Here is a 25,021-nt window from a genome sequence, read left to right as displayed (position 1 = left end):
TTGTGCCCGCTTCGTACCGATGGTCGTGCGCCGGGCGGCCGAGGGCCCGGGTCGCGCCTTTCGCCGCACCGGGTCGCGCCTTTCGCCGGCCCCGGACCGGCCGGACCGGGGCCCCCGGGTCACACCTTGCCGATGCCGAGGGTGCTCACGGCGGGCAGCAGGCCGGAGCCGACGACGGTCAGCCACGGTCCGCCCAGGAGGTCGGCGAGCCGGGCGGTGTCCTCGGGGCCGAGGGCGTCCCACGGCCCGGCGGCCAGTTCGTCCGTCCGCCGTTCCACCTCCGCGCGCAGGGCGCGGCCCGCGTCCGTGGCGACGCCGTCCGCGTCCAGGAGCCCCCGGGCCGCCAGGCGCTCGCGCGCGGCGTTCCACGCGTGCGCGCTCCAGCCCCGGCTCTCGAAGACCGGTTCCGGCGCGGCTCCGACGGCCGCGAAGGAGACGAGCGACTCGGCCGGGTCGAGGCCGGCGGCGACCAGGGCGGCGACGTGGCCGTCGCCCCGGTGCTCGCGCAGGATCGTCGCCGCCTGCCACAGGACGAGGTGCGGGGCGTCCGGCCAGGGCAGTTCGGCGTGGGCGGCGGCGAGCGGGCGGCCTTCGAGGCCGGCCGCCCCGGCGGCGCGGCGGGCGAGGGCCGCGGCCCCGGCGAGTTCGGGGCCCGCGACGACGTCCTCGCCGAGGACGGCCCGGTAGGTCCGGTCGACGGCGCGGAGCCGGGCGGCGAGCACGTCGGCGGGGGCGGCGACCTCCCAGGCGGCGGGGACGTGCCGGGCGACCTTCTCGGGGCTGAAGCCGTAGAAGGCGGAGGTGACGCGGACCGGCCCGACGGGGCCGAGGGCGGCGGCGCGCCAGGCGAAGTAGGAGGGCCAGCGGTCGGCCGTGTCGTAGCCGAGGGCGGCGGCCTCGTCGAAGGCCTCGGGGGCGTAGTAGAGCACGGCGTGCAGGGGTTCGAGCAGGTGCCACATCTGACGTACGCGAGCGGTTTCCACGGGGCCTCTCTTCGTGTCGCCCTCGACTTGACACTGACAAGATTGCGCCCGCCCGGCGAACTTGTCAATGACTAGACAGCGGCTAGGCTGCGACCATGACGAGCCGGAGCACCTACCACCACGGCGACCTGCGGCAGGCCGTCCTCGCCGCCGCACTCGACGCGATCGCCGCCGACGGGCCCGGCGGGCTCAGCCTGCGCGACCTCGCCCGCCGCGCGGGCGTCTCGCACGCCGCCCCCGCCCACCACTTCAAGGACCGCGCCGGACTGCTCACGGCCATCGCCGCCGAGGGCTACGGCCTTCTCGCGGAGGCCCTGGCGGACGCGCCCGAACTGCGCGAACGCGGCGTGCGCTACGTCCGGTTCGCCGTCACCCACCCCGCGCACTTCCAGGTCATGTTCCGGCCCGAGCTGCTGCGCGCCGACGACCCGGACCTCCTCGCCGCCAAGGAGCGCGCCTCCGCCGAACTCCGCGCGGGCGTCGCGGAGCTCCGCCCGGACGTCCCCGACGCCCGGCAGGCCGGCATCGCCGCCTGGTCGCTCGCCCACGGCTTCGCGACGCTGCTCCTCACCCACAACGTGCGGGACGCGACGGGCGACCAGGACCCCGAGGAGTACTTCCGCTCCCTGGCCGGACTGCTCTTCGGCGCCCAACTCCCACGACCGGCAGGGGAATAGCCCGCACCGGTCGGCAATTGATCACGGCATGCGAACCTCGAACACCCTCCGCCGCGCCGCCCTCGCCCTCCTCACCACCGGCACCCTCGCCCTGGCTCCCACCGCCCTCGCCGACACCGGCTCCCACGGCCCGGCCTGGCGCGGCGCCTGGGCCGCGTCCCCGCAGTCGGCGTCCGCGCCGTTCGGCCCCAACTGGTCGCAGCAGGGCTTCGACGACCAGACGGTCCGCCAGGTCGTCCGCGTCACCGCCGCCGGCACCCGGACCCGCATCGAGCTGACGAACCGTTACGGCACCGGCCCGCTGCGGATCACCGGCGCGACCGTCGCCCGCACCGCGGCCGGAGCCGCCGGCAAGGCCGCCGGAAGCGCAACAGAACCCGGCTCCGTGCGCACGCTCCGCTTCGGCCACCGCCCGTCCGTGACGATCCCGGCCGGCGAGACCCTCCTCAGCGACGCCGTCGGCCTCCCCGTCAAGGCCTTCGAGCAGCTGACCGTCACCCTCTACCTCGCGGGCCCGACCGGCCCCGCGACCTTCCACTCCGCCGCCTCGGCCACCAGCTACCGCGCCGAGGGCGACCACCGCGCCGACCTCTCCGGCGCCGCCTTCCGGGAGACCGACACCTCCTGGTACTTCCTCTCCGGCGTCGAGGTCACCGGCGGCCGCGACACCGCCCGCCGCGACGGCATCGTCACCTTCGGCGACTCCATCACCGACGGCGTCGGCTCCACGACGGACGCCGACAACCGCTACCCCGACGAGCTCGCCGAGCGCCTCGCCGCCACCGGCCGGAACCGCGCCGTCCTCAACCACGGCATCGGCGGCAACGAGGTCGTCAACGACACCACCTGGGCGGGCGAGAAGGCCCTCTCCCGGTTCCGGAAGGACGTGCTCACCGAGCGGGGCGTGGGCACGGTGATCCTCCTGGAGGGCATCAACGACATCGGCGGCAGCGGCCCGGCCTTCCCGGGCGGCCCGACCCCCGAGGTGTCGGTGAACCAACTCGTCGAGGGCCACCGCACCCTCGTCCGGCAGGCCCGCGCCCACGGCCTGAAGGTCGTCGGCGCCACCCTCACCCCGATCAAGGGCTCCTTCTACGACACCCCGGAGAACGAGGCCAAGCGGGAGGCCTTCAACGCCTGGGTCCGCACCTCGGGCGCGTACGACGCCGTCGTCGACTTCGACCGCGCCGTCGCCGACCCGGCCGACCCGGACCGCATCCTCCCCGCCTACGACTCGGGCGACCACATCCACCCGGGCGACGCGGGCTACCGGGCGATGGCCCGGGCCCTGGACCTCGACGCGCTCTGACCCCGGGGGCCGTCCGCCCACCGGGTCGGGACGGACGGCGTCCGCACCCCGTCCCGGCCCGTCCTGCCGGAACGGGGCGCCGCCGGGTCTCAGCCGCCGAGGATCGTCGTCAGGAACTCGCCCGTCCACGCGAGGAGTTCACGGCCGACCACCGGCTTCCCGCCGATCTTCCCGCTCGTCGGTCGCGGCACCAGGATCTGGTGGACGGCCGGCTTGATGACCGTGCGCGGGTGGAGGCGCTTGAGCCGCAGCTCCTGCGACTCGCGCAACTCCACCGGGGCGAAGCGGATGTTGGAGCCCTGGAGGACGATCTCGCCCACGCCGCACGCGCGCGCCAGCATCCGCAGGCCCGCCACCAGGAGCAGGTTCTCCACCGGCTCGGGCAGCTTGCCGTACCGGTCGGTGAGCTCCTCGCGCACGGCCCTGATGTCCTCCTCCGAGTTCGCGGAGGCGATCGAGCGGTAGGCCTGGAGCCGCAGCCGCTCCCCCGGCGCGTAGTCGTGCGGCATGTGGGCGTCGACCGGGAGCTCGATCTTCACCTCCAGCGGCGGCTCCTCCTCGACCCCGCCCTCCAGGGAGGCCCGGTAGTCGGCCACGGCCTCGCCGACCATCCGCACGTACAGGTCGAAGCCGACGCCCGCGATGTGACCGGACTGCTCGCCGCCCAGCAGGTTGCCCGCGCCGCGGATCTCCAGGTCCTTCATGGCGACGTACATGCCGGCGCCCATCTCGGTGTGCTGGGCGATCGTCGCGAGCCGCTCGTGCGCGGTCTCCGTGAGCGGCTTCTCCGGCGGGTACAGGAAGTACGCGTAGCCCCGCTCGCGGCCCCGGCCGACACGGCCGCGCAGCTGGTGGAGCTGCGACAAACCGAAGTTGTCACCGCGCTCGACGATCAGCGTGTTGGCGTTGGAGATGTCGATGCCGGACTCGACGATCGTCGTCGAGACGAGCACGTCGAACTTCTTCTCCCAGAAGTCGACCACGACCTGTTCGAGGGCCTGCTCCGACATCTGGCCGTGGGCCGTCGCGATCCGCGCCTCCGGGACGATCTCGCGCAGCCGCGCCGCCGCCCGGTCGATCGAGTCCACCCGGTTGTGGATGTAGAAGACCTGCCCCTCGCGCAGGAGTTCGCGCCGGATCGCGGCGCCGATCTGCTTCTCCTCGTACGGCCCGACGAAGGTGAGCACCGGGTGCCGCTCCTCCGGCGGGGTGGTGATCGTCGACATCTCGCGGATGCCCGTCACCGCCATCTCCAGCGTGCGCGGGATCGGGGTGGCCGACATCGTCAGGACGTCGACGTTCGCCCGGAGCTTCTTCAGCTGCTCCTTGTGCTCGACGCCGAAGCGCTGCTCCTCGTCGACGATGACCAGGCCCAGGTCCTTGAACTTCGTCTCGGAGGAGAAGAGGCGGTGGGTGCCGATGACGACGTCGACCGAGCCCTCCCGCAGCCCCTCCATGGTCGCCTTCGACTCGGTCTCCGTCTGGAACCGGGACAACGCCCGCACCTTCACCGGGAACTGCGAGTACCGCTCGCTGAACGTGCCGAAGTGCTGCTGCACCAGCAGCGTCGTCGGCACGAGCACCGCGACCTGCTTGCCGTCCTGGACGGCCTTGAAGGCCGCCCGCACCGCGATCTCCGTCTTGCCGTAGCCGACGTCGCCGCAGATCAGACGGTCCATGGGGACCGTCTTCTCCATGTCCTCCTTCACCTCGGCGATGGTGGACAGCTGGTCGGGCGTCTCCACGTACGGGAAGGCGTCCTCCAACTCCCGCTGCCAGGGCGTGTCCGGGCCGAAGGCGTGGCCGGGCGCCGCCATGCGGGCGCTGTACAGCTTGATCAGGTCGGCCGCGATCTCCTTGACGGCCTTCTTCGCGCGCTGCTTCGTCTTCGTCCAGTCCGCGCCGCCGAGCCGGTGCAGGGTCGGCGCCTCGCCGCCCACGTACTTGGTGACCTGCTCCAGCTGGTCGGTCGGGATGTAGAGGCGGTCCCCGGGCTGGCCGCGCTTCGCGGGCGCGTACTCGACGAGGAGGTACTCGCGGGTCGCGCCCTGCACGGTCCGCTGCACCATCTCGACGTAGCGGCCGACGCCGTGCTGCTCGTGCACGATGTAGTCGCCGACCTCCAGGGTCAGCGGGTCGATCGTCTTGCGGCGCTTGGCGGGCATCCGCTGCCCGTCCTTGCCGGCCGCCTTCTGCCCCGACAGGTCCGTCTCGGTCAGCACCGCCAGCTTCAGCGCCGGGTCGACGAAGCCGTAGTCGATGGAGCCGCACGCCACGTGCACCACGGACGGCGAGATCTCGGACAGGTCCGCGTCGAGGCGGGCGGCGATGCCCTCGCCGCCGAGGACCTCGACCGTACGGGACGCCGGACCGTGCGCCTCCGTCACGTACACCGCGCGCCAGCCGTCGGCCAGCCAGCCCTTGGTGTCCGCCAGGGCGCGGGCGGTGTCCCCCCGGTACGACTCGGGGGCGTGCATGCCGAGGGTGAGCGTGTCGGCGTCCTCGTCGACGTCCGCCGCGAACGGCGACACCGACCACCAGGCCATGCCCAGCTCGGCCGCCCGGTCCCGTACGTCCGCGATCCCCCACAGCGAGGCCGCGCCCACGTCGATCGGGGCCTCGCCGCCGCCGGCGGTCGCGGCCCAGGAGGCCTGGAGGAACTCCTGGCTGGTGGCCACCAGATCGGCGGCCCGGGTCCGCACCCGCTCGGGGTCGCAGACCACGGCCATCGAGCCCCCGGGCAGCACGTCGAGCAGCAGCTCCATGTCGTCGACGAGGACCGGCGCGAGGGACTCCATGCCCTCCACCGCGATCCCCTCGGCGATCTTGCCCAGCAGCTCGCCCAGCTCGGGGTGCTCCTCGGCGAGCGCCGCCGCCCGCTCGCGCACCTCGTCCGTCAGCAGCAGCTCCCGGCAGGGCGGCGCCCACAGCCCGTGCTCGGCGATTTCGAGGGACCGCTGGTCGGCGACCTTGAAGTAGCGGATCTCCTCGACCTCGTCGCCCCAGAACTCGATCCGGAGCGGATGCTCCTCGGTCGGCGGGAAGACGTCCAGGATGCCGCCGCGCACCGCGAACTCGCCGCGCTTCTCGACCAGCTCCACCCGGGAGTACGCGGCGGCCGCGAGCCCCTCGACGACCTCGTTCAGATCGGCGGTCCGGCCGGACCGGAGCGCCACCGGCTCCAGGTCCCCCAACCCCTTGACCTGCGGCTGGAGCACGGACCGGACGGGCGCGACGACGACGGAGACGGGCCCGGCGGCGGGGTCGTCGTCCCGGGGGTGCGCAAGGCGCCGGAGCACGGCGAGCCGACGCCCGACGGTGTCGGAACGGGGGGAGAGCCGCTCGTGCGGCAGGGTCTCCCAGGAGGGGTACTCGACGACCGTGTCCGGGTCGAGCAGGGACCGCAGCGCGGCGGCGAGGTCCTCGGCCTCCCGGCCGGTCGCGGTCACCGCGAGCACCGGCCGCCCCGAGTCCCGGGCGAGCGCCGCCACGGCGAACGGCCGCGCGGCCGCCGGTCCGACCAGGTCCACGTGCGGGCGGTTCCCGTCGGCGGCGGCCTTCACCGCCTCGGCGAGGGCGGCGTCCTTGACGACGACATCGAGCAGACCGTGCAGACTCATGGGGTTTCCATCCCGGATTCGGACGACGGCGGCGGGCAACGCGAACAGCCCGACACGTCGCACGGGCCGGGTGGTCCCGGGCACGGACGACCCGGTCGCCCCCAGCCTACGACGTGCCCCGACCACCCGCGCTCGCTACGCCCCGCGGGACGGTGCGCTTCCACCACCCCGTGTGGGCCCGCCTCACGGGCGGTGCCCCCCGCCCCCTGCCCGTGTGGGCAATCGTCCCGCTGGGCGAGGGGGTCCCCCCTGCTCGAGCGGAACGATTGCCCACAACGGGGGTGCGGGGGCGCCGCCCCAGCGGAACGATTGCCCACAACGGGGGTGGGCGGGTGCGGTCCGCGACGGGCGGGTCCCGGTGGAGCTACTCGCTCGCGATCGCCCCCAGTACGTTCATCCGCCCCGCCCGGAACGCCGGGACCAGTGCCGCCAGGAGCCCCACGAAGGCCGAGCCGATGAAGACCGTCACGATCGTGGGCCAGGGGATCTCCAGGACCCCGAGGCCCTCCAGCGCCAGGAGCTTCTGTGCGGCGGTGCCCCAGCCCATGCCCAGGCCGAGGCCGAGGAGCGCCCCGAAGAGGGCGATGACCACCGACTCCAGGCGGATCATGCGGCGCAGCTGCCGGCGGGAGAGGCCGATGGCCCGCATGAGGCCGATCTCGCGGGTCCGCTCCACCACCGAGAGGGCGAGGGTGTTCACGACGCCGAGGACGGCGACGACGATCGCCAGCGCGAGGAGCCCGTACACGATGTCGAGCAGCTGCCCGACCTGGTTCCGGAGCTCCTCCTTGTAGTCGGCCTGGTTCCTGACCTTGTACTGCGGGTACGGCGCGAGCGCGGCCTTGAGCGCCTCATAGGCGGCGGTCTCCTGACCGTCCTCCGCACCGGCCAGGACGAGCAGGCTCTTCGGCATCCGCTCGGCGGGCAGGTGGCGGGCGACGGTGGAGACGTTCGTGTACATCGCGCCCTTGTCGACCTGGCCGACGTCCGCCGTGATCGCCGCGACCCTCAGCCTCGCCGTGTCGCCGCCCTTGAAGGCGACGGCGAGGACGTCGCCGACCCCGACGCCGTGCTCGGTGGCGTAGTCGCTGCCGACGGACATCGCGCCCGGACCGTACGCGTCGGCGAGGGTGCCGGCGGTGGTCTCGCGGCGCAGGTCCTTCACGTACGTCGGGTCGGTGGCGGCCAGGTCGGCCTTCGTGGTCCTCCCGCGCGTGTCGGTGACCTCCGCGTCGACCCACCTGTACGAGGTGACGTGGTCCAGGCCGGGCGTCTTCTCCAGGGCGGCCTGCGCCTGCGGCACGATCGGCTGTCCCGTACCGGACTGCACGATGAAGTCGGCGCCGACGGACCGGTCCAGTTCCTCGGTGGCCGAGGCGACCATCGAGGAGCCGACCACCGAGAGGCCTGCGACGAGCGCGAGGCCGATCATCAGGGCGGCGGCGGTGGCGCCGGTGCGGCGCGGGTTGCGCAGCGCGTTGCGCTCGGCCATGCGGCCGACGGGACCGAAGACCCGCAGGACGACGACTCCGAGGGCGCGCACGACCCCGCCGGCGAGGAGCGGGCCGACGACGACGAAGCCGAGGAGGGAGAGGACGACGCCGAGGCCGAGCCAGAGGGAGCCGGGACCCGCCTCTTCGGCGCGGGCCGCCGCGACCAGGGCGGCCGCTCCGGCGCCGGTGAGGACGATCCCGATCACGCCCCGTACCCGACCGGCCCCGCCGTCGGCGGGAGTGCCCGCGTCGCGGAGAGCCGCCATCGGGGAGACCTTCCCGGCGCGGCGGGCGGGGACGTACGCGGCGAGGACGGTGACGACGACGCCGAGGGCGAGGCCGACGACCGGCGTCGTCCACGCCACGGTGAGGTCCCGGGTGGAGAGCTCCATGCCCATCGAGGACATGATCTTCATGAGCCCGACGGCGAGGCCGACGCCCGCCGCGACACCGGCGACCGAGCCGACGAGGCCGAGGAGGAGCGCCTCGACGAGGACGGAACGGTTCACCTGCCCGCGGTCGGCGCCGACGGCCCGCATGAGGCCGATCTCGCGGGTCCGCTGGGCGACCAGCATGGAGAAGGTGTTGACGATGAGGAAGATGCCGACGAGGAAGGCGATCCCGGCGAAACCGAGCATGGCGTACTTCATGACGTCGAGGAAGCCGGCGACGTCCTCGCGGCCCGCGTCGGCGACCTCGGCGGCGGTGCTCAGCTTGTAGCCCTCGGCGTCGGCGCCGAGGGCGGCGGCCACGTCCGCCTTGAGGGCGTCGTCGCCGACGCCGGGCTCGGCGTCGACCATGACCTGGGTGAACAGGCCCTCACCGCCGAGGAGTCCGCGCTGCGCGGTGGCGGTGTCGAAGTAGACGACGGTGGCGCCGGGGTTGGTGACCTTGAACTCGACGATGCCGGAGATCTTCGCGGTGAGGTCGCCGGTGACGGCGATCGTGCGCAGGGTGTCGCCGATCCTCAGGTGGTGCTTCTCCGCGGTGCCGGCGTCGACGACGACGTCGGTGGGCCCGCGCGGTTCACGGCCGGAGACCAGCTCGACCGAACGCAGCTCGTAGGGGCTCCAGTTGACGGCGATGGTCGGCGCGCCGCCGGTCGGGCCGACGTTCTCATTCCTCGCGTCGACGACGGTCACGCTCAGGGAGGTGACCGAGCCCTGCGCGTCCTTGACGCCCTCGACCTTCCGCACCCGCTCGACGAGCGAGGCGGGCAGGGACTCGGGGCGCCCGGCCTGCGGGACCTCGTCGTCGGCCGCCGCGCCCTTCGGGCTGACGGTGACGTCGGAGGCGGTCGACGCGAAGAGCTTGTCGAACGTCGTGTTCATGGTGTCGGTGAAGACGAGCGTCCCACTGACGAAGGCGACGGAGAGCAGGACGGCGACGGCGGAGAGCGCCATGCGGCCCTTGTGCGCGAAGAAGTTGCGCAGCGAGGTCCTGAGGACGGTCATGACGTCCGCCCGCGCGCGTCGAAGTCCTTCATGCGGTCGAGGACGGCTTCGGCGGTGGGCCGTTCCATCTCGTCCACGATCCGCCCGTCGGCGAGGTAGAGCACCCGGTCCGCGTAGGAGGCGGCGACGGGGTCGTGGGTCACCATGACGATCGTCTGCCCCAGCTCGTCCACGGACGCCCGGAGGAAGCCGAGGACCTCGGCGCCGGCCCGCGAGTCGAGGTTCCCGGTCGGCTCGTCGCCGAAGATGATCTCGGGCCGGGCGGCGAGCGCCCGGGCCACGGCGACGCGCTGCTGCTGACCGCCGGAGAGCTGGCCCGGCCGGTGCTTGAGGCGCTCCCCGAGCCCGACCGTGTCGACGACCCGCCGCAGCCACTCGGCGTCCGGCTTCCGCCCGGCGATGTCCATCGGCAGGGTGATGTTCTCCAGGGCGTTCAGGGTGGGCAGCAGGTTGAACGCCTGGAAGACGAAGCCGATCCGGTCCCGGCGCAGCCGGGTGAGCCTCTTGTCCTTGAGGCCGGTGATCTCGGTCTCGTCGAGGAAGATCTGCCCGCTGGTGACGGTGTCGAGCCCGGCGAGGCAGTGCATCAGGGTCGACTTGCCGGAACCCGAGGGTCCCATGATCGCGGTGAACCGGCCGCGGGCGATGTCCACGTCGACGGAGTCCAGCGCCACGACCCGGGTCTCCCCGGAGCCGTACGCCTTGACGACCTGCCGCGCCCGCGCCGCGACGGCCGTCCCCTCTCCCGTACCCCCGTGCCGGGGGATGGTCACAGCCGAAGTCACGGATTTCTCCTTGGAGCAGTGGGTGGGTTTGTAAGTTCAAGTTAAGGAGCGGGCACGGCACTTCTCCTCCTCCGCCGGGACGAACGGCCCCTGGGCCGCATGGGGGAGATTCCCCTAGGGGCTCCTCCACCCGTGGCGGGAGACCGGCCCCCGGGCGGGAACTCGACCGGACCCGCGCACGGTTCTCCGCACGCGGCCTCGACACGGCCTCAGGGGCCCGCGGTCGTCCCCCGGCCCGGCCACGCGAGGTCGTCGACGGCGAGGAACGGCTCGCCGGCCGGGGTCCCGGGGGCCGCCCCGGTGAACGCCACGACGTCCCGGTGCAGAGGGGACTGGTCGGCGTAGCCGGTGTCGACCGCGACCCGGGCCGCGCTCTCGCCCGCGACCGGGCGGAGGGCGGCATGGCCGAAGCGGACCGGCCTCACGGCGTGCTTGGGCGGCAGGCCGAGCTGCGACCGGAACCGGGACCACAGCCGCTTGCGGCTCCACCCGGCCCCGGCGCCGAGCCCGCCGACCCGGGCCGGGCCGCGGCCGGCGACGATCCGGCGCCAGGCCCGGGCCACCTCCGGGTCCACCGGCGGCCCCGCCCCGCACCGGCGGGCGAGCAGCGCGGCCGTCCACGCGAAACGGTCCTACCGGGACGGGACGTCGCCGAGCCGCTCGCGGATCCGGGACGCCTCCCGGCCCCACAGGTCGCCCAGGGGACGACGGCGCCGTCGAGCTCGGCGGGAGAGACGCCCAGGACCGCGCGGGCGATCACCGGGGACAGGCGGACCTGCACGCACTCGACGTTCTCGCCCCGCGCCCGGACCGCGCCTCCGGTCCCGAGCCCGGGGCCGGCGACGACTGCATCCCCGCTGCTGCCCGGAGGCACAGTCGAGGACGGGCGAGCCGTCGCCGAACTCCAGGAACGGCGTCACGGCCGGGTGCGGCACCATCCGGAGCGCTTCCAGGTCACCGACGCGGAACCCGGCCATGGCGGCGGAGCACGTGCACGGCAGCCGCGCGGCCGCGCCGGGCGCGGCGAGGGCCCCGATCCCCACGTCCCGCCTCGGCGTGTGGGGGCCGGCCCAGGGCGCCCGCCTGATCTCCGCCCTCCCCGCGGGACCCGGCCGCGCCCTCGTCCGCCTCACCGCCAGGAGCGCCCGCCTCTACGACTCCGTGACCGTCGACGACTATCCGGGGCCGCCCGTCCGGTGAGATCCTGACTCGCGCATATTTAGGTGTACGAAGAAAGGAAGGACGCGGTGACAGAGCCGTCGACGACCCGGGCCGGATCCGACCCCGCCCCGACGACCGTCACCGCCCCCACCGCCGACCGCCGCGGCCCCGTCGTGGCCGCCCTCATGCTCGCCATGGGGCTCGCCGCCCTCGACGGGACGATCGTCTCCACCGCCGTCCCCCAGATCGTCGGCGACCTCGGCGGACTCTCCGTCTTCTCCTGGCTGTTCTCCGGCTACCTGCTCGCCGTCACGGTCACCCTGCCCGTGTACGGCAAGCTCAGCGACACCTTCGGCCGCAAGCCCGTCCTCGTCGCCGGCACCGTCCTCTTCCTCGTCGGCTCCCTGCTCTGCGCCGCCGCCTGGAGCATGGCCTCCCTGATCGCCTTCCGCGTCGTCCAGGGCCTCGGCGGCGGCGCCCTCCAGGGCACCGTCCAGACCATCGCCGCCGACCTGTACCCCCTGAAGGAACGCCCCAGGATCCAGGCGAAGCTGTCCTCCGTGTGGGCCGCCTCGTCCATCGCCGGACCGGCCGTCGGCGGCCTGCTCGCCGGCTACGCCGACTGGCGCTGGATCTTCCTCGTCAACGTGCCCGTCGGCCTGGTCGCCCTCTGGCTCATCGGCCGCCACCTCCTCGAACCCGCCCGCACCGCACCGCGCGCACGCGTCCGCATCGACTGGGCGGGGGCCCTCGCGATCTTCGCCACCGGAGCCGCGCTCATCACCGCGCTCGTCCAGGGCGGCGTCGCCTGGCCCTGGCTCTCCGCCCCGTCCCTCGGCCTCCTCGGCGGGGCCGCCGTCCTCGCCGCCCTGACCGTCGCCGTCGAACGGCGCGCGGCCGAACCGATCATCCCCGGCTGGGTCTGGCGCCGCCGCACGATAGCCGCCGTCAACCTCTCCCTCGGGGCCCTCGGCCTGCTCATGGTCGCCCCGACGGTCTTCCTGCCCACGTACGCGCAGTCCGTCCTCGGCCTCGGCCCGATCGCCGCCGGCTTCGTCCTCTCCTCGTGGACGCTGAGCTGGCCCATCAGCGCCGCGCTCTCGAACCGGGTCTACACCCGCATCGGCTTCCGCCTCACCGCGATCCTGGGCATCTCGCTCGCCCTGCTCCTGCTGCTCGCGTTCCCGTTCCTGCCGTTCCCCGGCGAACCCTGGCAGCCCGCACTCCTGATGCTGCTCCTCGGCGGGGCCCTCGGCCTCTTCCAACTGCCCCTGATCGTCGGCGTGCAGTCGACCGTCCCGTACGGGGAACGCGGCACGACCACCGCGTCCGTCCTCTTCTGCCGCCAGGTCGGCCAGAGCGTCGGCGCGGCGCTCTTCGGCGCCGTCGCGAACGGCGTCCTCGCCGCCCGCCTCGGCGCCGACACGGACCTCGACTCCCTGGCCCGCTCCCTGGACGCCACCGACGAGACCCGCCGGGCGGTGGACGCGGCGGTGGACTGGGTCTACCTGGGCGCGGCGGCAGCGGCGGTGCTCGCCCTCCTGGCCCTCCTGACCGTGGCCCCCGCCGCTTCCCGGTGTTGAGGGAGGCGACGGGGGGCGACGACTGACCGCGTACCGCGTACAAGCGGCGGCTGTACTACTCCGCCGAGGCGAGCCCGACGAACCCGGCCCACGCCTCGCGCGAGACCCGGAGGGCCGGCCGGGCCACGTCCTTGGAGTCCCGGACGTGGACGGCTCCCGCGCCGGTGGCGACCTCGACGCACTGGCCGCCTTCGCCACCGCTGTAGCTGCTCTTGAACCAGGCGAGGGATTCCGTGTTGTTCATAGCTCTCCCAGCAACTTCTCGACGAACGCCAGCGACTCTCGCGGGGTGAGAGCCTGTGACCGGATGATCCCATAGCGGGCGGCGCCGAGAACGGCCTGTTTGGGATCGGTCTCCAGGGCGCTGGCGCCCTGGGCCTCGGAGTAGACGAACCTCTTACCGTCCTCACGCGTGATGACGGTAAACGGTCCGTCCACCCCTGAGTTGTCCTCGCAGTCGAGTGGCATGACCTGGAGCTCGACGTTTCTCCTCTGGCCGATGAGGAGGAGCTGTTCCAGTTGTCCGCGAAGCACCCCGCTGCCGCCGAACTTCCGCCGCAGCACCGACTCGCACATGACGAAGCTCAGCAGCGGTTCCGGGCGTCGGTCGAAGATGTCGCGCCGGGCCAGCCGGGCGGTCACCCGCTGCTCGACGGTCTCCGCGTCGAACAGCGGACGCCGATTGCCGAACAGTGCCCGCATGTACTCCTCGGTCTGGAGCAGACCGTTGACCACCAAGGTGTCGTACGCCAGCAGCTCCATCGACTGCTTCTCCAGCTGCGCCATCCCCTGGAAGAACACCGGGTACTGCGCCCGCTCCAGCTGGTCCTTCCAGACCGTCAGGAGCCCGCCCGCGTCCAGCACCTCGTCCGACCGGTCGATCGCGCGCGGCGGAGGGATCCTCCGGCCCTGTTCGAAGGAGGCGATCGTGGACGCCGAGTAGCCCAGGCGCTTGCCCAGCTCCTCGCGTTCCATCCTCGCCCGCAGCCGCAGCGTCTTCAGGCTCTGCCCGAACGCCGCCACCACGCCCTGGCCGGACCTGTCCGCCGCCGCGCCCGCCTGCTCTTCCGTCATCGCGCCCCGCCCCTCGTACCGGCACCGACACCCCACGTACAAGGCCGTCGCGTCAGTGCGTCACCACTAGTCACGCTACGCGACCGGGAGGAGCGTGGAGGGCATGACGAGCAACATCGACAACCCCGCTGACATCACCCAACCCGCTGATGTCTCGCCTTACTCGGGCCGTGGGGTCTTCACCCTTCGCTTCACGTCGACCGCCCGGGGGGCCCGGCTCGCGCGACGGCTGGTCGCCGTCCGGCTGGACGAGTGGGGCGTGCCGTACGGGACCGAGGCGCACGAGACCGTCGTGCTGGTCGCGGCCGAGCTGACGGCGAACGCGGTGCGGCACGGGCACGTGCCCGGGCGGGACTTCCAGCTGTTCCTGCGTCTGCTGCACGGGGTTCCGGCCGTCGCGCGGGTCGAGGTCGGCGACACGCGGGGCGAGCGGCTGCCGGTGCGTCCCGGCCCCCGTCCGGAGGGGGAACTCGCGGACGGGGGCCGGGGGCTGCTGCTCGTGGAGCGGCTCGCGGACCGCTGGGGCTGGTACCCCAGGATCGGCGCGCCGGGGAAGACGGTGTGGGCGGAGTGCGCCCTCGCCTGAGGGGCCGGGCTAGAACACGACGTCGTACCGCGCCCAGCTCGTGACGTTGGTCTTCACGCCGGGCTTCAGGGGCGCCTTCCAGTCGCCCGTACCGGCGTAGAAGGTGACGCCGGAGGCGGTGGGGCTCGGAGTGACGGCGGCCATGAGGTCGGCGTGACCGTCGCCGTTGGCGTCGCCGACGCCGACGAGGTTCAGGAAACCTCCCCAGCCGCCGCCGACCCGGGTGCGGGCCGCGAAGGTGCCGTCGCCCTTGCCGAGGTACAGCCAGAGGGCGCCGTCCCCGTCCCGGGCCAGGAGGTCACCGGCGGGGCCGCCGGCGAGGTTCCCCACGGCGGCGATCTCGTTGTAGGCGCCCCAGCCGCCGCCGACCTTCTTGCGGGCGGAGAAGGGCGTGGTCGTGTCCCCGGTGCCGGGGTAGAGCCACAGGACGCCGGTCCTGTCGGTGGCGAGGAGGTCGGGCCGGCCGTCGCCGGTGACGTCGCCGCCGGCCGCGATCCGGTCGTACGTCTGCCAGCCGCCGCCGATCCGGGTGCGGGCGGAGAGGGGCTTGGCGCGGTCCCCGGTGCCCCGGTAGAGCCAGAGGACGCCGGAGCCGTCCCGGGCGAGGACGTCGGGGGCGGTCGTACCCGCGATGTTCCCGGCGGTCTCGATCCGGTCGTAGGCCTGCCAGCCGCCGCCGACGTCGTCCCACTCCGCGCTCTTGACCGATCCGCCCACCGCGACGGGCTGGGTCCGGAAGAGCCGCAGCAGGCCGCCGGGTTCCCGGCCGAAGAGGTCGGCGGTGCCGTCCTCGTCGAAGTCGTGGGGCGCCTGGGGCCGGGTCACGGTGAACCGTCCGGTGGTGACGAGGTCGGGGCCGATCCCCTCCTCGGGCGAGGCGACGATCTTCCACTCGTACTCGCCCGCGCGGGCCGGGCTCAGCAGCCCGTCCGGGCGCTCCGGGTCCTTGCCGTCCCAGTGCCAGGTGACGCGGCGCGGTGCCCCGTCGACGGCGTCGGCCGGGGCGGGGCGCGTCGTGGAGACCGACCGGCCGCTGCGGACGTGCTTCAGGGTGACCTGTACGGACGCGTCCCCCCGGGACAGGTCCCAGCCGAAGTCGACCCCGCCCGCGAGCTGGTCGCCGGTGAGGGTCGTCGGGACGGTGGAGCCGGTGAGGGCGACGACGGTCGACTGGCCGGTGGACGCGACGAGTTCGACGTCCGGCCGGCCGCCGTCGACGCGCGGCGAGATCCGGTAGAGCCCCTCGCCCTGCTCGGGGGTGCCGCCGCGCACCAGGAGGCTGCCGCCGGGGCCGGCGACGGCGGAGGAGAACGCGGTGAGGAGAGTCGCCTTCTCTCCGGTGTCGATCGACTGGACGGTGAACGGCCGCACCGTCGGGTGGTAGTGGCCGTCGTCGGGGGCGGGGGCGTCGACGTGGGCCTTCTGGCCGGTCGCCACCCAGCCGCCGACCAGGTACAGCGGGTCGCCCAGGTAGGGCGACGGGATCCACCGCTCTTCGGACTTGCCGCGCCGGTGGGCGACGATCCCGTCCCCCGACAGCCGCATCTCGCGCCAGGCCACGTGCGTGGCGGAGACGGCACCCCGCTGGGCGTACTGGTCGTCGTCCTGGAGGTACGTGGACGAGCCGCCCCCGCCGAAGTCGACGACGACCTTGGAGGACCTGCCCGGCTCGCCGACCCAGCAGTCGTAGACCGCGGAACCGGTGTCGGCCCAGCCCTCATCGCCCGAGTAGCACTCGAACTGCGGCCCGCCGAGCACCCATCGGACCTTCAGCGCCCCGTCCTCGATCGTCCCGGTGTACTGCCGCCAGGTGTCGCCCTCCTCCTTGTCCAGGAGGAGGGTGCCGCCGGCCAGGCCGGCGAGGTGGTGACCGCCGAGCGCGTCGAGATCGGCTTCCACCGGCGCGGCGGCGGCCGTGGCGGGCGTCGACAGGTCGTGGATCTTCAGCCGTCGGCTGGTGTAGCCGGTGGCCCCGTCGCCGGTGACGACGAGGTCCGAGCCGCCGCCGATCGCGTAGGTCCCCGGCAGCACGACCGACGAGCCGTCCGCGTACCAGGTCCAGCGGAACTCCGGCGTGGTGCCGCGCGTCTTCGACAGGAAGCCGCTCGGGCCCGCGCCGACGACGTCCGCGTTGCGCGGGAACGGCACGGTGGTGGTCTGCTGGTCCGCCTGGGTGATCCCCGTGGCCGGCGCGGCCGTCGCCGGGGTCGTGGCCATCGTGCCGCCGGTCACCGCGAGGACGGCGGTGACGGCCGCCGCCGTGAGACGACGACCGGATGTGCGTACGTGCTTCAACGTCTTCCCTCCCCTAGAGGGGAAGACGTTAGCCCTCGCCCCCGACACGCCTCCCGGCGCCCCGGTCAGGATCCGGAAGACGGGTCCCGGTCCTCCCGGGGCGGGCGCGGGACCGTCAGGCAGAACGGGTGGCCCGCCGGGTCCAGGAGCACCCGCCACAGGTCCGGACGGGGCTGGGCGTCCGGGACGGTCGCGCCCCACTCCACGAGGCGGGCCGTGGCCCCGTCCAGGTCGTCGACGTCGAAGTCGAGGTGCAGCTGCTGCGGGACCTCCTGGCCCGGCCAGGACGGGGGACGGTAGCCGTCGACGCGCTGGAAGCCGAGGAAGGGGCCGTCCGCGCCGCGCAGTCCGGCGAACTCGTCGTCGGACCGGTCGGCGAGCGAGATCCCGGTGGCCCGGTGGTAGAAGGCGGCCAGGGCCATGGGGTCGGCGCAGTCGAGCGTGATCGCCGCCAGTCTCATGATCATGGGGCGGCAGCCTAGTCGGCGGTCCCGAAGGCCTTCCCTTCCTCCGGCCCGGGCCCCTCCCCGGCCTTCTCCGTCCCGGGCCCCTCCCCGGCCTTCTGCGGCCCGGGCTCCTCCCCGGCCTTCTGCGGCCCGGCCTTCTCCGGCGCGGTCGGACGGCCCGTCAGCGCCGCCAGCGAACTGCGGATGTGCTCCATGTGGGAGTGGATCTCGTCCCGCGCCTCCTCGTGCTCCCGCAGCACCCGCTCCGTCTCGCGCTCGATCCGCTCCGCCTTCATCCTGGCCTCGGCGAGCAGTTCCGCCGCGCGGGCCTCGGCGTCCTCCTGGCCGTGCCGGGCCTGCTCCTCCGTCTCGGCCAGGGCCCGCTGCGTCTCCGCGAGCCGGGCCTCCGCCGCCGCGACCAGCTCCTGGTGGTGGGCGTCCAGGGCCGCCGCCTCCGCCTCGGCCGCACGCTCCGCCTCGTCCCGTGCGGTCCGCTGCTCCTCCCGCTGCTCCGCGAGCAGCGCCTCCGCCCGGTGCCGGGTCTCCTCGAAGGCCTCCCGCGCGGCCTCCCCGGCGCCCTCGGCGTCCCGGCGGGCGATCTGCCCCATCTCCTCGGCCCGCGCGCGGGCCTCCTCCAGGGTCGTCCGGGCCGCCTCGTCCGCCGCCGCCCGGACCTCCTCCGCGTACGCCGCGGCGGCCTCCGTCGCCTCCCGGGCCGCCTGCTCGGCGGCCTCCGCGAGGGCCTGCGCCTCCGCCTCGGCGCCCCGGACGAGCCGCTCGTCCTCCTGCTCGGCCAGCTCCAGGATCTTCTGCGCGGTCCCGCCGAGGGACTCGTACCGCTGCGGTGCGAGCTGCGTGACGGCCAGGCGGAGCCCGGCGGCCTCCGTCTCCATCTCCTTCGCGAGGACCGTGAGCCGCGCCGCCCGCTCCCAGGCGGCGTCGCGCTCCTCCGCGAGTGCGGCGAGGTGGCGGTCGACCTGCTCGGGGCGGTATCCGCGCCCCCGCCCGACGGCGAAACTCATCCCTGACGCCCCTTCTCCCTGGTCCCGACCCGTAAAACTCGACCCGTAAAGAATGCGGCATCAGAACGGACAAAAGGCGCCCAACGTGGCCACACGTCGAGCGCCCTTCATCACATTCCGACACTCCTGCGCTACAGCAGGCCGTCCCACATCTGTTCGAGCAGCACCGACCACCAGTTCTCCGGCGACGCCAGCGCCGCCGGGTCCAGCATCGCCAGCTGCGCCTGGAAATCGACCGTCCAGCGCCCCGCCTGCTCCGGGTTCAACCCGAACCGCAGCCGCCACATCCGGCCGAGCAGCGCCATCGACCGCGTGAACTCCGGCAGCCCCGTGTTCACGAACTGCGGCGGCACCGACTGCCCGCCCGGCCCGGCCTCCACCGGCACCGCCACGATGTGCGCGGTCCCGTACTGGACACAGATCGCCCGGCCGAAGTCCGAACCGAGCACCAGGTACGAGCTCGCGTCCGGCGCCGCCTGCACCTGCCGCTGCGCCGCCAGCTCCGCCAGCGTCGGCACCACCGGCACCGCCGGCTGCGCCCAGAAGAACGGACCGAAGTCCGCCGGCAGCCCCGCCCACACCAGCGTGCGCGCGACCAGCTCCGGCACGCCCTGTCGGGACACCGCCCGCTGGTCGAAGCGGAGGATCCCCGGACCGAACGCCCCGGCCAGCTCCTGCGCGATCCCCTCCGGGGGGATCGGCGGTGCCGGCTGCACCTGCGGCAGCGGCGCCCGCACCGGAGCCGGACGTGCCGGACCGTCCGCGACCTGGTGCAACTCGCCCTGGTGGGTGAGGAGTTGACGCATGCCCTGCTGACGTCCCGCGTGGTCACGGCCGTACGGGGCGATGCTCGTGATCCGCGCCTGCGGCCACGTCTCCCGGATCATCCGCGCGCAGTAACCACCCGGCAGCTCACAGGACTCCAGCTCCGTGTGGAGTTCGAGCACCTGCTGCGGCGGCACGTTCAGCGCGCGCAGCTCGTGCAGGATCTGCCACTCCGGATGCGGAGTGCCCGGCGCCGAACGCCGGATGATCTGCGCCTCCGAACCGTCCGGCGCCCGGTAGCGCAGCACCGCCTGGTAGCCCGGGCCGACCGTCGGCTGACCCGTCGGCTGCGGATAGCCGTACGCCGGGGGCACGGGCGCCCCGGGCACGGGGCCGGGCGCGGACGGCGGCGTGTGCCCGCCGACCGGCGGCGCCGGAGCGGGCGGGGGCGGCGGACCCCCCGGGCCGGGGTGCGCCAGCATCGTCGCGGCGTGCGCGATGCCGCCCGCCGGCGTACCGCCCGGCACACCCGGCGGCGGCGGGGGCGGCGGAGGCGCACCCGGACCGCCCTGGTTCGGATGCGCCAGCATCGTCGCCGCGTGGTGCACCGGCTGCGGCGGCGTCACGGGACCCGGCGCGGACGGCGGAGGCGGCGGACCGGGCGGACCCGGCTGCGCGGGCGGGCCGGGCGGCCGGAGCCCCTCGGGCCCGAGCTGCGACACCAACTGCGTGGGGATGTACGCGTTGCCGCCCGAGGAGGCACCCGGCACACCCGGGGCGCCCGGCGGCGGAGGGGGCGTCGGACCGCGCCCGGCCTTCGGCGACGGGGCGGCCTTGCCGGTCGCGGCGTCCGCGATGTCCCCGGCACCCGGCGCCGAGGGCGCGGGCGGCGGAAACGGCGCACCCGGACCGGCCTGCGCCGGGGCCGGCGAAGGCTGCGGCGCGGGCGGGGCCGGCGGAACCGCGCCCGGGGCCGGGGCCGCCGGGTCGAGACGGGGGCCGATCGCGGTCGGCGGCAGCGCGCTGCCGCCCTTCATCAGGGCGGTCGGCGCGTCCGCGCCCACCGACGGCGCCGGGGCGTCCTCGTCGTCCGTCCCCGACAGCGGCGGCGCGAAGACGGTCGCGGGCAGCGGCACCGCCCCGTCCGCACCACCGGAGCTCGCGTTCGCGTCCACCCACGCACCGGACGGCGCGGGAGCGGGAGGGGGCGTGGGGGCGGGCGGAGCCGGGGGCACGACCGGCGGGGCCGCCGGCGGGACCACGGGCGGGGCCACGGGCGCGGAATCCACCGGCGCGGGCGTCGCCGCCGGGCTCGACGCCGGGACGCCGTCCATCGCCGTCGGCTCGTACGCGTCGGCCTCCGAAGCCGGAGCCGGATCCGGACTCGGAGCCGAAGTCGGAGCCGGACTCGGAGCCGAAGCCGGAACCGGAGCCGGATCCGCAACGGGCCCCGCGTCCGGTACGGACTCCGCAGCCGTCACCGCCTCCGACGCCGACGAGTCCACCGAAGCGGAGGAGGACGACGACGCGACCGAAGCCGAAGGCCCCGACACCCCCGCACCCACCGCGTCCGACGTGTCGTCCACCGGCGCCGACGCGCTCGCGCTCTCCTGCGAGGCGTGCGACTCCTCCCTCGGCAACCCGATCTTGTCCGCCGCGTCCTGCAACCACTCCGGTGGACTCAACAGGAAGGACGTCTGGTTCAGATCGATCCGCGCCGCCGGCACCGCCGCCTGCGCCGGAACCTCGTCCGTCGCCCCGTACTCCTCCTCGTACCGCCGGATCACCTCGCCCACCGGCAGCCCCGGCCACAGCGTCGCCTCACCGCTGTCCCGCGCGATCACCAACCGCTGCCGCCCGCCGTCCGACGTCGGACCGCCCTCGCGGTCCTCCGCCCACACCACGAAACCCAGCTCGAACTCCCGCACCCGCACCTCACGGTGCTGGTAGCCCGGCAGATCGCCGTTGATCCACTCCTCGGCGCGCTCCTGCGCCTGCGCGAACGTCACCACAGCCAGCTCACTCCCCCACCGGGACCACGGGCACGGCACGCGCGAAGCCGCCGTCCACCATCAGGTTCGCCACCGTCTCCAGCTCCGGCGGATTGCCCGCCAGACGCCCGAGGAACGCGTCGAAGTCCGCGCCGCAGGGCAGCAACAGCCGCTCCACCCGCTCGTTCACCGTCCAACCGGCCGCCACCTCGCCGGAATCCCGCGCGTCGTCGTACGCGCAGAACCACACCGAACCGACCGCCGCACCCCGCACCTTCAACGCGATCAGACCGCCCTGGACGAAGGCGACGCCCAGGTAGTCCTTCGTCAGGTGGTCACGGAGACACTTGTTGACGTAGACGAGGTCGTTGACCCCCGCCTCCTCCCGCACCGTGAAGAACGGCTGGTCCACCAGGACCCCCAGCTCCGCGTCGAGCGCCGCCCCCACCGGAGCACAGCCGCCCGCCGCCTTCAGGAAGGAGCGGTACGCCCCCGGCAGCCGGTAGCCGAGGTCCTCCTCCACGCCCTGGAGCTGCTGCTCCGACACCGACACCCGGCCCTTCGGCAGCCCGAAGTGCACCGGCCGGGTCTCCTGCAGCGGACGCGTCCCCCGCTTCGACTGGTCCACGGCGGCCGTCGCCACCCCGCCGTGGTGGCGGAGCAACGCCTTCACCTCGACCGGGACCAGCTCCATCCGCCGCGAACGCGCCACGTGGTGCCAGGTCCAGCCGTGCGGGGTCGCCACCGACGGGATCGTGTCCCACAGCTCGTGACCGGTCGCCGCGAGCGCCGCGTTCGCCGACACGTAGTCCGTCAGCCGCAGCTCGTCGACACCGAAGCCCTCCGGCGGATCGGCGATCTCCGCCGCCGCGCGCGCGTACGGCGAGAAGTCCGGGTGGCCGTACTCGTCCACCCGTACCCCTCGGGGGTGACGGGACGCACGGACCGGATCCGGGAAATGCACGACCTGCCCGGCGTAGGCCGCGTTCGGTGGCGCGGTGTCCTGCCCGAGCCGACCTGTCGTCATGGCGGTTGCCCCCTGCATGGCGTCGCTGACTGTTTGCTACCGACAGCCGACGGCTGCGGCCGACTGATGCCGCACAGCCTATGCGCTGCCACAAGAGGCCGAACCGGCCCCGATCCGACCACGACCGACGGTGACCAACTGTCACGACGCCATGACAGGTACACCATGATTCCGACACACCGAAGACGCGTTTGGCCGCCCCAGCTTCCCCATAAGGCTCCCCATTTGGCAGGCTGTCCACGCAACTCGGGGGATTGCAGGAGGGGAAGACCAGCACCATGTACGCAGCCACAACGCCCACACAGGGTGACCCACGCCTCAACTGGAGCAGCAGCGCCGAGGCCACGCGCGCACCCTTACTGCGACACCGCCGCGACGGAATCCTCCCCACCGTGGGAGCCGCCCTCTCCGTCCGCGGCGAGACCCTCACGTGCACCGCGGGCCGCGGCGACCGGCCCCCCGTCCTGCACGCCCTCGTCCAGGACTTCCTGGACACCCTCACCAGCGGCCAGCGGGAACGCTTCACCGGCCGCTGCCCCGAAGCGATCCTGCTCTCCCGGCACCTCACCGCCACCGAGAACAACCGCTCCAAGCGCGCCCAGCGCAAACCGCTCACCCACAGCGAGGCCCGCCGCTCCCTCAAACAGGCCAAGCTCACCGCCCGGCGCATCCGCGAGGACGGCGACCCGCTCCACGGCAGCTACGCGGCACCCTGCCGTTCCTGTACGGCGATGCTCGCCCACTTCGGCGTCCGCGCCGTCGACCCCACCACGCCCGTCGAGAACGGCTGACCCACCCCATGCCCGACCACCTCAACACCACCCGCTTCCCGGTCAACGTCGACGCCGCCCTCCGCGAGGCCGGCTGGCAGCCCGGCCGCTGGGACATCAAGCTCGCCGAAGAATGGGCCGACACCCTGCGCGCCCACACCTCCCCCGCCGGCCACCGGCACAGCGTCTTCCCCGCCGCCGTCGAGGCCTGGGCCGAATTCGGCGGCCTGCGGATCACCGCACCCGGCCACGGCCGGCAGATAGCGCCCGCCGCCGTCCGCTTCGACCCCCTCGCCGGACTCCACCTCTCCCGCACCCTCGCCGACCTCGGCCGCGCCCTGGACACCGAGCTCGCCCCCCTCGGCGAGGAGGGCGAACACCAGGCCGTCCTCGCCATGGACGCCGAAGGCCGGGTCTACAGCCTCGACCACGCGGGCGACTGGTACCTCGGCAAGGACATCGACGCGGCCCTGTCCACCCTGATCACCGGAGCCCAGCCGACCCGCCTCACGGCCGGCTAGCCGACCGGCGGGGTCGACGGCACGACCGCGCCGACCCAGACCCCCGCCGACAGCACCGCCGCACCCGCTCAGGCCCCCGCCGACAGCACCGCCGCACCCGCTCAGGCCCCCGTCGGCAGCACCGCCGACACCTTGAAACCACCCGCGTCCGTCGGCCCCGACACGAACACGCCCCCGAGCCGCACCACCCGCTCACGCATCCCCACCAGCCCGTTCCCCCCGCTCGGCAACCCCACACCGGCCACCGCCGCGTCCGAAGGACCGTTCTCCACCTGCATCGCGACCTCGGCCTCCCGGTGCGCCAGACGCACCACGACCCTCGCCCCCGCCGCGTGCTTGTGGACGTTCGTCAACGCCTCCTGCACCACCCGGTACGCCGTCCGCTCCACCTCCGACGCATACGGACGCACCTCCCCCATCACCACCAGCTCCACCAGCACGCCCGCCAGCCGCGACTGCTCGCACAACGCCTCCAGCGCGTCCAGACACGGTCCGTCCTCCGCGGCGGCCTCCGCCGCGGCGGCGGCGGCCCGCCCGACGGCGGCCAGGGGCACCGCGGCGGGAGCGGCCGGAACCTCCCCCTCCCGAAGCACCCCCAACATCTCCCGCAGCTCCGTCAACGCCTGCCGACCCATGTCCCCCACCAGCGCCGCGTTCCTCACCGCCTTCTGCGGATCCTTCAACGCCACCGCCTGCAACGCCGCCGCGTGCACCACCATCAACGACACCCGGTGCGCCACCACGTCGTGCATCTCCCGCGCGATCCGCGTCCGCTCCTCCTGCCGCGCCCACTGCGCCCGCTGCTCCGCCCGGTCGGCCAGCAGCGACAACTCCTGCTCCAGACTGTCGGCCCGCTCCCGCAGACTCTCCATGAGCCGACGGCGCGCCCCCACGTAGAGCCCGAGGAGAACGGGCGGGGCGTTCAGCCCCAGCGTCATGAAGAGCGACACGCTCGGCACGTACCAGCCGCTCGGATCGATGTCCTGGGCGACGTCCTGCCGCATCCGCACCACGGTCACGACGAACACGGCGAGCGTCGACATGCCGGCCAGCACGGCCGTGATCCGCCGGGGCACCTCCGAGGCCGCGAGCGTGTACAACCCGACGATCCCCATCAGGAAGCCCATCTCGGCGGGCGCCACGGCGATCGACACGAGCACGACGGCCACGGGCCGGCGGCGCCGCACGAGCAGCACGGACCCCACGAGCAGCCCGAACACCACCCCCAGCGGCACCGGCAGCGACGCCTTGTCGGCGAACCCGACGCCCTCGACGGCACACTCCAGCGCGGACACCAGCGCGAGCGCCCCGTCGAACACGGCGCTCCGCCGTCTCCCCCACCACCAAGTCCCGACGCCCGCGGCGTCCCGGTCTGCCCCCGTTGTGGTCATACCCGACACCCTACGGGTGGGTCCCCACGTCAACCCGGCACACACCAGTCCCTCGAACTATCGAATCG

General features: G+C 74.0%; 18 protein-coding genes and 2 pseudogenes. 7 read left to right on the top strand and 13 right to left on the bottom strand.

Annotated elements, in window-relative coordinates:
* Nucleotides 1-119: 119 nt before the first annotated feature.
* Nucleotides 120-959 (bottom strand): SCO6745 family protein, encoded by an 840-nt coding sequence (locus ACZ66Z_RS17050; RefSeq protein WP_469934847.1) that lies wholly within the window; start codon nucleotides 957-959, stop codon nucleotides 120-122.
* 119 nt (nucleotides 960-1,078) lie between these two features.
* On the opposite strand from ACZ66Z_RS17050, the gene ACZ66Z_RS17045 reads away from it, so the two are divergent.
* Nucleotides 1,079-1,660 (top strand): TetR/AcrR family transcriptional regulator, encoded by a 582-nt coding sequence (locus tag ACZ66Z_RS17045; RefSeq protein ID WP_469934757.1) that lies wholly within the window; start codon nucleotides 1,079-1,081, stop codon nucleotides 1,658-1,660.
* A 28-nt stretch (nucleotides 1,661-1,688) separates the two neighbouring features.
* Nucleotides 1,689-2,969, top strand: a complete 1,281-nt coding sequence (locus ACZ66Z_RS17040; protein WP_469934756.1) for an SGNH/GDSL hydrolase family protein — start codon at nucleotides 1,689-1,691, stop codon at nucleotides 2,967-2,969.
* An 89-nt stretch (nucleotides 2,970-3,058) separates the two neighbouring features.
* Here the strand turns inward: ACZ66Z_RS17040 and mfd are convergent, their stop codons facing one another.
* The 4 genes and pseudogenes from mfd to ACZ66Z_RS17020 form a co-directional block, all read right to left on the bottom strand.
* Nucleotides 3,059-6,589: a transcription-repair coupling factor gene (mfd, locus tag ACZ66Z_RS17035; protein WP_469934755.1), complete on the bottom strand. Its 3,531-nt coding sequence runs from the start codon at nucleotides 6,587-6,589 to the stop codon at nucleotides 3,059-3,061.
* Nucleotides 6,590-6,953: 364 nt separating this feature from the next.
* Entirely contained in the window at nucleotides 6,954-9,536 is a 2,583-nt protein-coding gene (locus tag ACZ66Z_RS17030) for an ABC transporter permease (protein ID WP_469934754.1), read from the bottom strand.
* A complete protein-coding gene (locus ACZ66Z_RS17025) occupies nucleotides 9,533-10,321 on the bottom strand; it encodes an ABC transporter ATP-binding protein (protein ID WP_469934753.1) in 789 nt (262 codons plus the stop codon). Before ACZ66Z_RS17025 ends, ACZ66Z_RS17030 begins: the two co-directional genes overlap by 4 nt.
* 209 nt (nucleotides 10,322-10,530) lie before the next feature.
* Nucleotides 10,531-11,298 (bottom strand): annotated as a pseudogene (locus ACZ66Z_RS17020) (AraC family transcriptional regulator).
* Between ACZ66Z_RS17020 and ACZ66Z_RS17015 the strand changes: the two are divergent.
* Both ACZ66Z_RS17015 and ACZ66Z_RS17010 read left to right on the top strand, forming a co-directional pair.
* Nucleotides 11,297-11,521, top strand: coding sequence for a hypothetical protein (locus ACZ66Z_RS17015; RefSeq protein WP_469934752.1), 225 nt, complete (start codon nucleotides 11,297-11,299; stop codon nucleotides 11,519-11,521). The pseudogene ACZ66Z_RS17020 and the gene ACZ66Z_RS17015 overlap by 2 nt on opposite strands.
* A 23-nt stretch (nucleotides 11,522-11,544) precedes the next feature.
* Nucleotides 11,545-13,091 (top strand): annotated as a pseudogene (locus ACZ66Z_RS17010) (MFS transporter).
* 29 nt (nucleotides 13,092-13,120) lie between these two features.
* Here the strand turns inward: ACZ66Z_RS17010 and ACZ66Z_RS17005 are convergent.
* A complete protein-coding gene (locus tag ACZ66Z_RS17005) occupies nucleotides 13,121-13,309 on the bottom strand; it encodes a DUF397 domain-containing protein (RefSeq protein WP_469934751.1) in 189 nt (62 codons plus the stop codon).
* Nucleotides 13,306-14,139 carry a helix-turn-helix domain-containing protein gene (locus ACZ66Z_RS17000; protein WP_469934750.1) on the bottom strand — a complete coding sequence of 278 codons (834 nt, stop codon included), beginning with the start codon at nucleotides 14,137-14,139 and terminating at the stop codon, nucleotides 13,306-13,308. The genes ACZ66Z_RS17005 and ACZ66Z_RS17000 overlap by 4 nt, the downstream gene beginning before the upstream one ends.
* Nucleotides 14,140-14,242: 103 nt before the next feature.
* Between ACZ66Z_RS17000 and ACZ66Z_RS16995 the strand changes: the two genes are divergently transcribed.
* A complete protein-coding gene (locus ACZ66Z_RS16995) occupies nucleotides 14,243-14,725 on the top strand; it encodes an ATP-binding protein (protein WP_469934749.1) in 483 nt (160 codons plus the stop codon).
* A 9-nt stretch (nucleotides 14,726-14,734) separates the two neighbouring features.
* Here the strand turns inward: ACZ66Z_RS16995 and ACZ66Z_RS16990 are convergent, their stop codons facing one another.
* From ACZ66Z_RS16990 to ACZ66Z_RS16970, 5 genes are all read right to left on the bottom strand, one after another.
* A complete protein-coding gene (locus tag ACZ66Z_RS16990) occupies nucleotides 14,735-17,020 on the bottom strand; it encodes an FG-GAP-like repeat-containing protein (RefSeq protein WP_469934748.1) in 2,286 nt (761 codons plus the stop codon).
* A 65-nt stretch (nucleotides 17,021-17,085) separates the two neighbouring features.
* Complete coding sequence (locus ACZ66Z_RS16985) at nucleotides 17,086-17,487, bottom strand: VOC family protein (protein ID WP_469934747.1); 402 nt, start codon at nucleotides 17,485-17,487, stop codon at nucleotides 17,086-17,088.
* A gap of 11 nt (nucleotides 17,488-17,498) precedes the next feature.
* The gene (locus ACZ66Z_RS16980; RefSeq protein ID WP_469934746.1) at nucleotides 17,499-18,488 is read right to left on the bottom strand and encodes a cellulose-binding protein; all 990 of its coding nucleotides are present in this window, start codon (nucleotides 18,486-18,488) and stop codon (nucleotides 17,499-17,501) included.
* A 131-nt stretch (nucleotides 18,489-18,619) separates the two neighbouring features.
* A complete protein-coding gene (locus tag ACZ66Z_RS16975; protein ID WP_469934745.1) occupies nucleotides 18,620-21,265 on the bottom strand; it encodes an SUKH-4 family immunity protein in 2,646 nt (881 codons plus the stop codon).
* Nucleotides 21,266-21,272: 7 nt separating this feature from the next.
* Entirely contained in the window at nucleotides 21,273-22,271 is a 999-nt protein-coding gene (locus tag ACZ66Z_RS16970; protein ID WP_469934744.1) for an SMI1/KNR4 family protein, read from the bottom strand.
* A 278-nt stretch (nucleotides 22,272-22,549) separates the two neighbouring features.
* Between ACZ66Z_RS16970 and ACZ66Z_RS16965 the strand changes: the two genes are divergently transcribed.
* Nucleotides 22,550-23,062, top strand: a complete 513-nt coding sequence (locus ACZ66Z_RS16965) for a YwqJ-related putative deaminase (RefSeq protein WP_469934743.1) — start codon at nucleotides 22,550-22,552, stop codon at nucleotides 23,060-23,062.
* A gap of 8 nt (nucleotides 23,063-23,070) precedes the next feature.
* A complete protein-coding gene (locus tag ACZ66Z_RS16960; RefSeq protein WP_469934742.1) occupies nucleotides 23,071-23,562 on the top strand; it encodes an SUKH-3 domain-containing protein in 492 nt (163 codons plus the stop codon).
* 101 nt (nucleotides 23,563-23,663) lie between these two features.
* Here ACZ66Z_RS16960 and ACZ66Z_RS16955 read toward each other — a convergent pair whose 3' ends face one another.
* Nucleotides 23,664-24,953, bottom strand: coding sequence for a sensor histidine kinase (locus ACZ66Z_RS16955; protein WP_469934846.1), 1,290 nt, complete (start codon nucleotides 24,951-24,953; stop codon nucleotides 23,664-23,666).
* Nucleotides 24,954-25,021 lie beyond the last annotated feature (68 nt).

The sequence above is a fragment of the Streptomyces sp. NPDC107498 genome (assembly GCF_055582805.1).
Note: the sequence above shows the minus strand (reverse complement) of the source record. Positions and strands in the feature narration are given on the sequence as shown.

Bases quoted from the DNA above. Each gene is read 5' to 3' on its own strand.
- ACZ66Z_RS17050 (WP_469934847.1), bottom strand. From the start codon at position 959: ATGTGGCACCTGCTCGAACCCCTGCACGCCGTGCTCTACTACGCCCCC.
- ACZ66Z_RS17045 (WP_469934757.1), top strand. From the start codon at position 1,079: ATGACGAGCCGGAGCACCTACCACCACGGCGACCTGCGGCAGGCCGTC.
- ACZ66Z_RS17040 (WP_469934756.1), top strand. From the start codon at position 1,689: ATGCGAACCTCGAACACCCTCCGCCGCGCCGCCCTCGCCCTCCTCACC.
- mfd (WP_469934755.1), bottom strand. From the start codon at position 6,589: ATGAGTCTGCACGGTCTGCTCGATGTCGTCGTCAAGGACGCCGCCCTC.
- ACZ66Z_RS17030 (WP_469934754.1), bottom strand. From the start codon at position 9,536: ATGACCGTCCTCAGGACCTCGCTGCGCAACTTCTTCGCGCACAAGGGC.
- ACZ66Z_RS17015 (WP_469934752.1), top strand. From the start codon at position 11,297: ATGGCGGCGGAGCACGTGCACGGCAGCCGCGCGGCCGCGCCGGGCGCG.
- ACZ66Z_RS17005 (WP_469934751.1), bottom strand. From the start codon at position 13,309: ATGAACAACACGGAATCCCTCGCCTGGTTCAAGAGCAGCTACAGCGGT.
- ACZ66Z_RS17000 (WP_469934750.1), bottom strand. From the start codon at position 14,139: ATGACGGAAGAGCAGGCGGGCGCGGCGGCGGACAGGTCCGGCCAGGGC.
- ACZ66Z_RS16995 (WP_469934749.1), top strand. From the start codon at position 14,243: ATGACGAGCAACATCGACAACCCCGCTGACATCACCCAACCCGCTGAT.
- ACZ66Z_RS16985 (WP_469934747.1), bottom strand. From the start codon at position 17,487: ATGATCATGAGACTGGCGGCGATCACGCTCGACTGCGCCGACCCCATG.
- ACZ66Z_RS16980 (WP_469934746.1), bottom strand. From the start codon at position 18,488: ATGAGTTTCGCCGTCGGGCGGGGGCGCGGATACCGCCCCGAGCAGGTC.
- ACZ66Z_RS16970 (WP_469934744.1), bottom strand. From the start codon at position 22,271: ATGACGACAGGTCGGCTCGGGCAGGACACCGCGCCACCGAACGCGGCC.
- ACZ66Z_RS16965 (WP_469934743.1), top strand. From the start codon at position 22,550: ATGTACGCAGCCACAACGCCCACACAGGGTGACCCACGCCTCAACTGG.
- ACZ66Z_RS16960 (WP_469934742.1), top strand. From the start codon at position 23,071: ATGCCCGACCACCTCAACACCACCCGCTTCCCGGTCAACGTCGACGCC.
- ACZ66Z_RS16955 (WP_469934846.1), bottom strand. From the start codon at position 24,953: ATGACCACAACGGGGGCAGACCGGGACGCCGCGGGCGTCGGGACTTGG.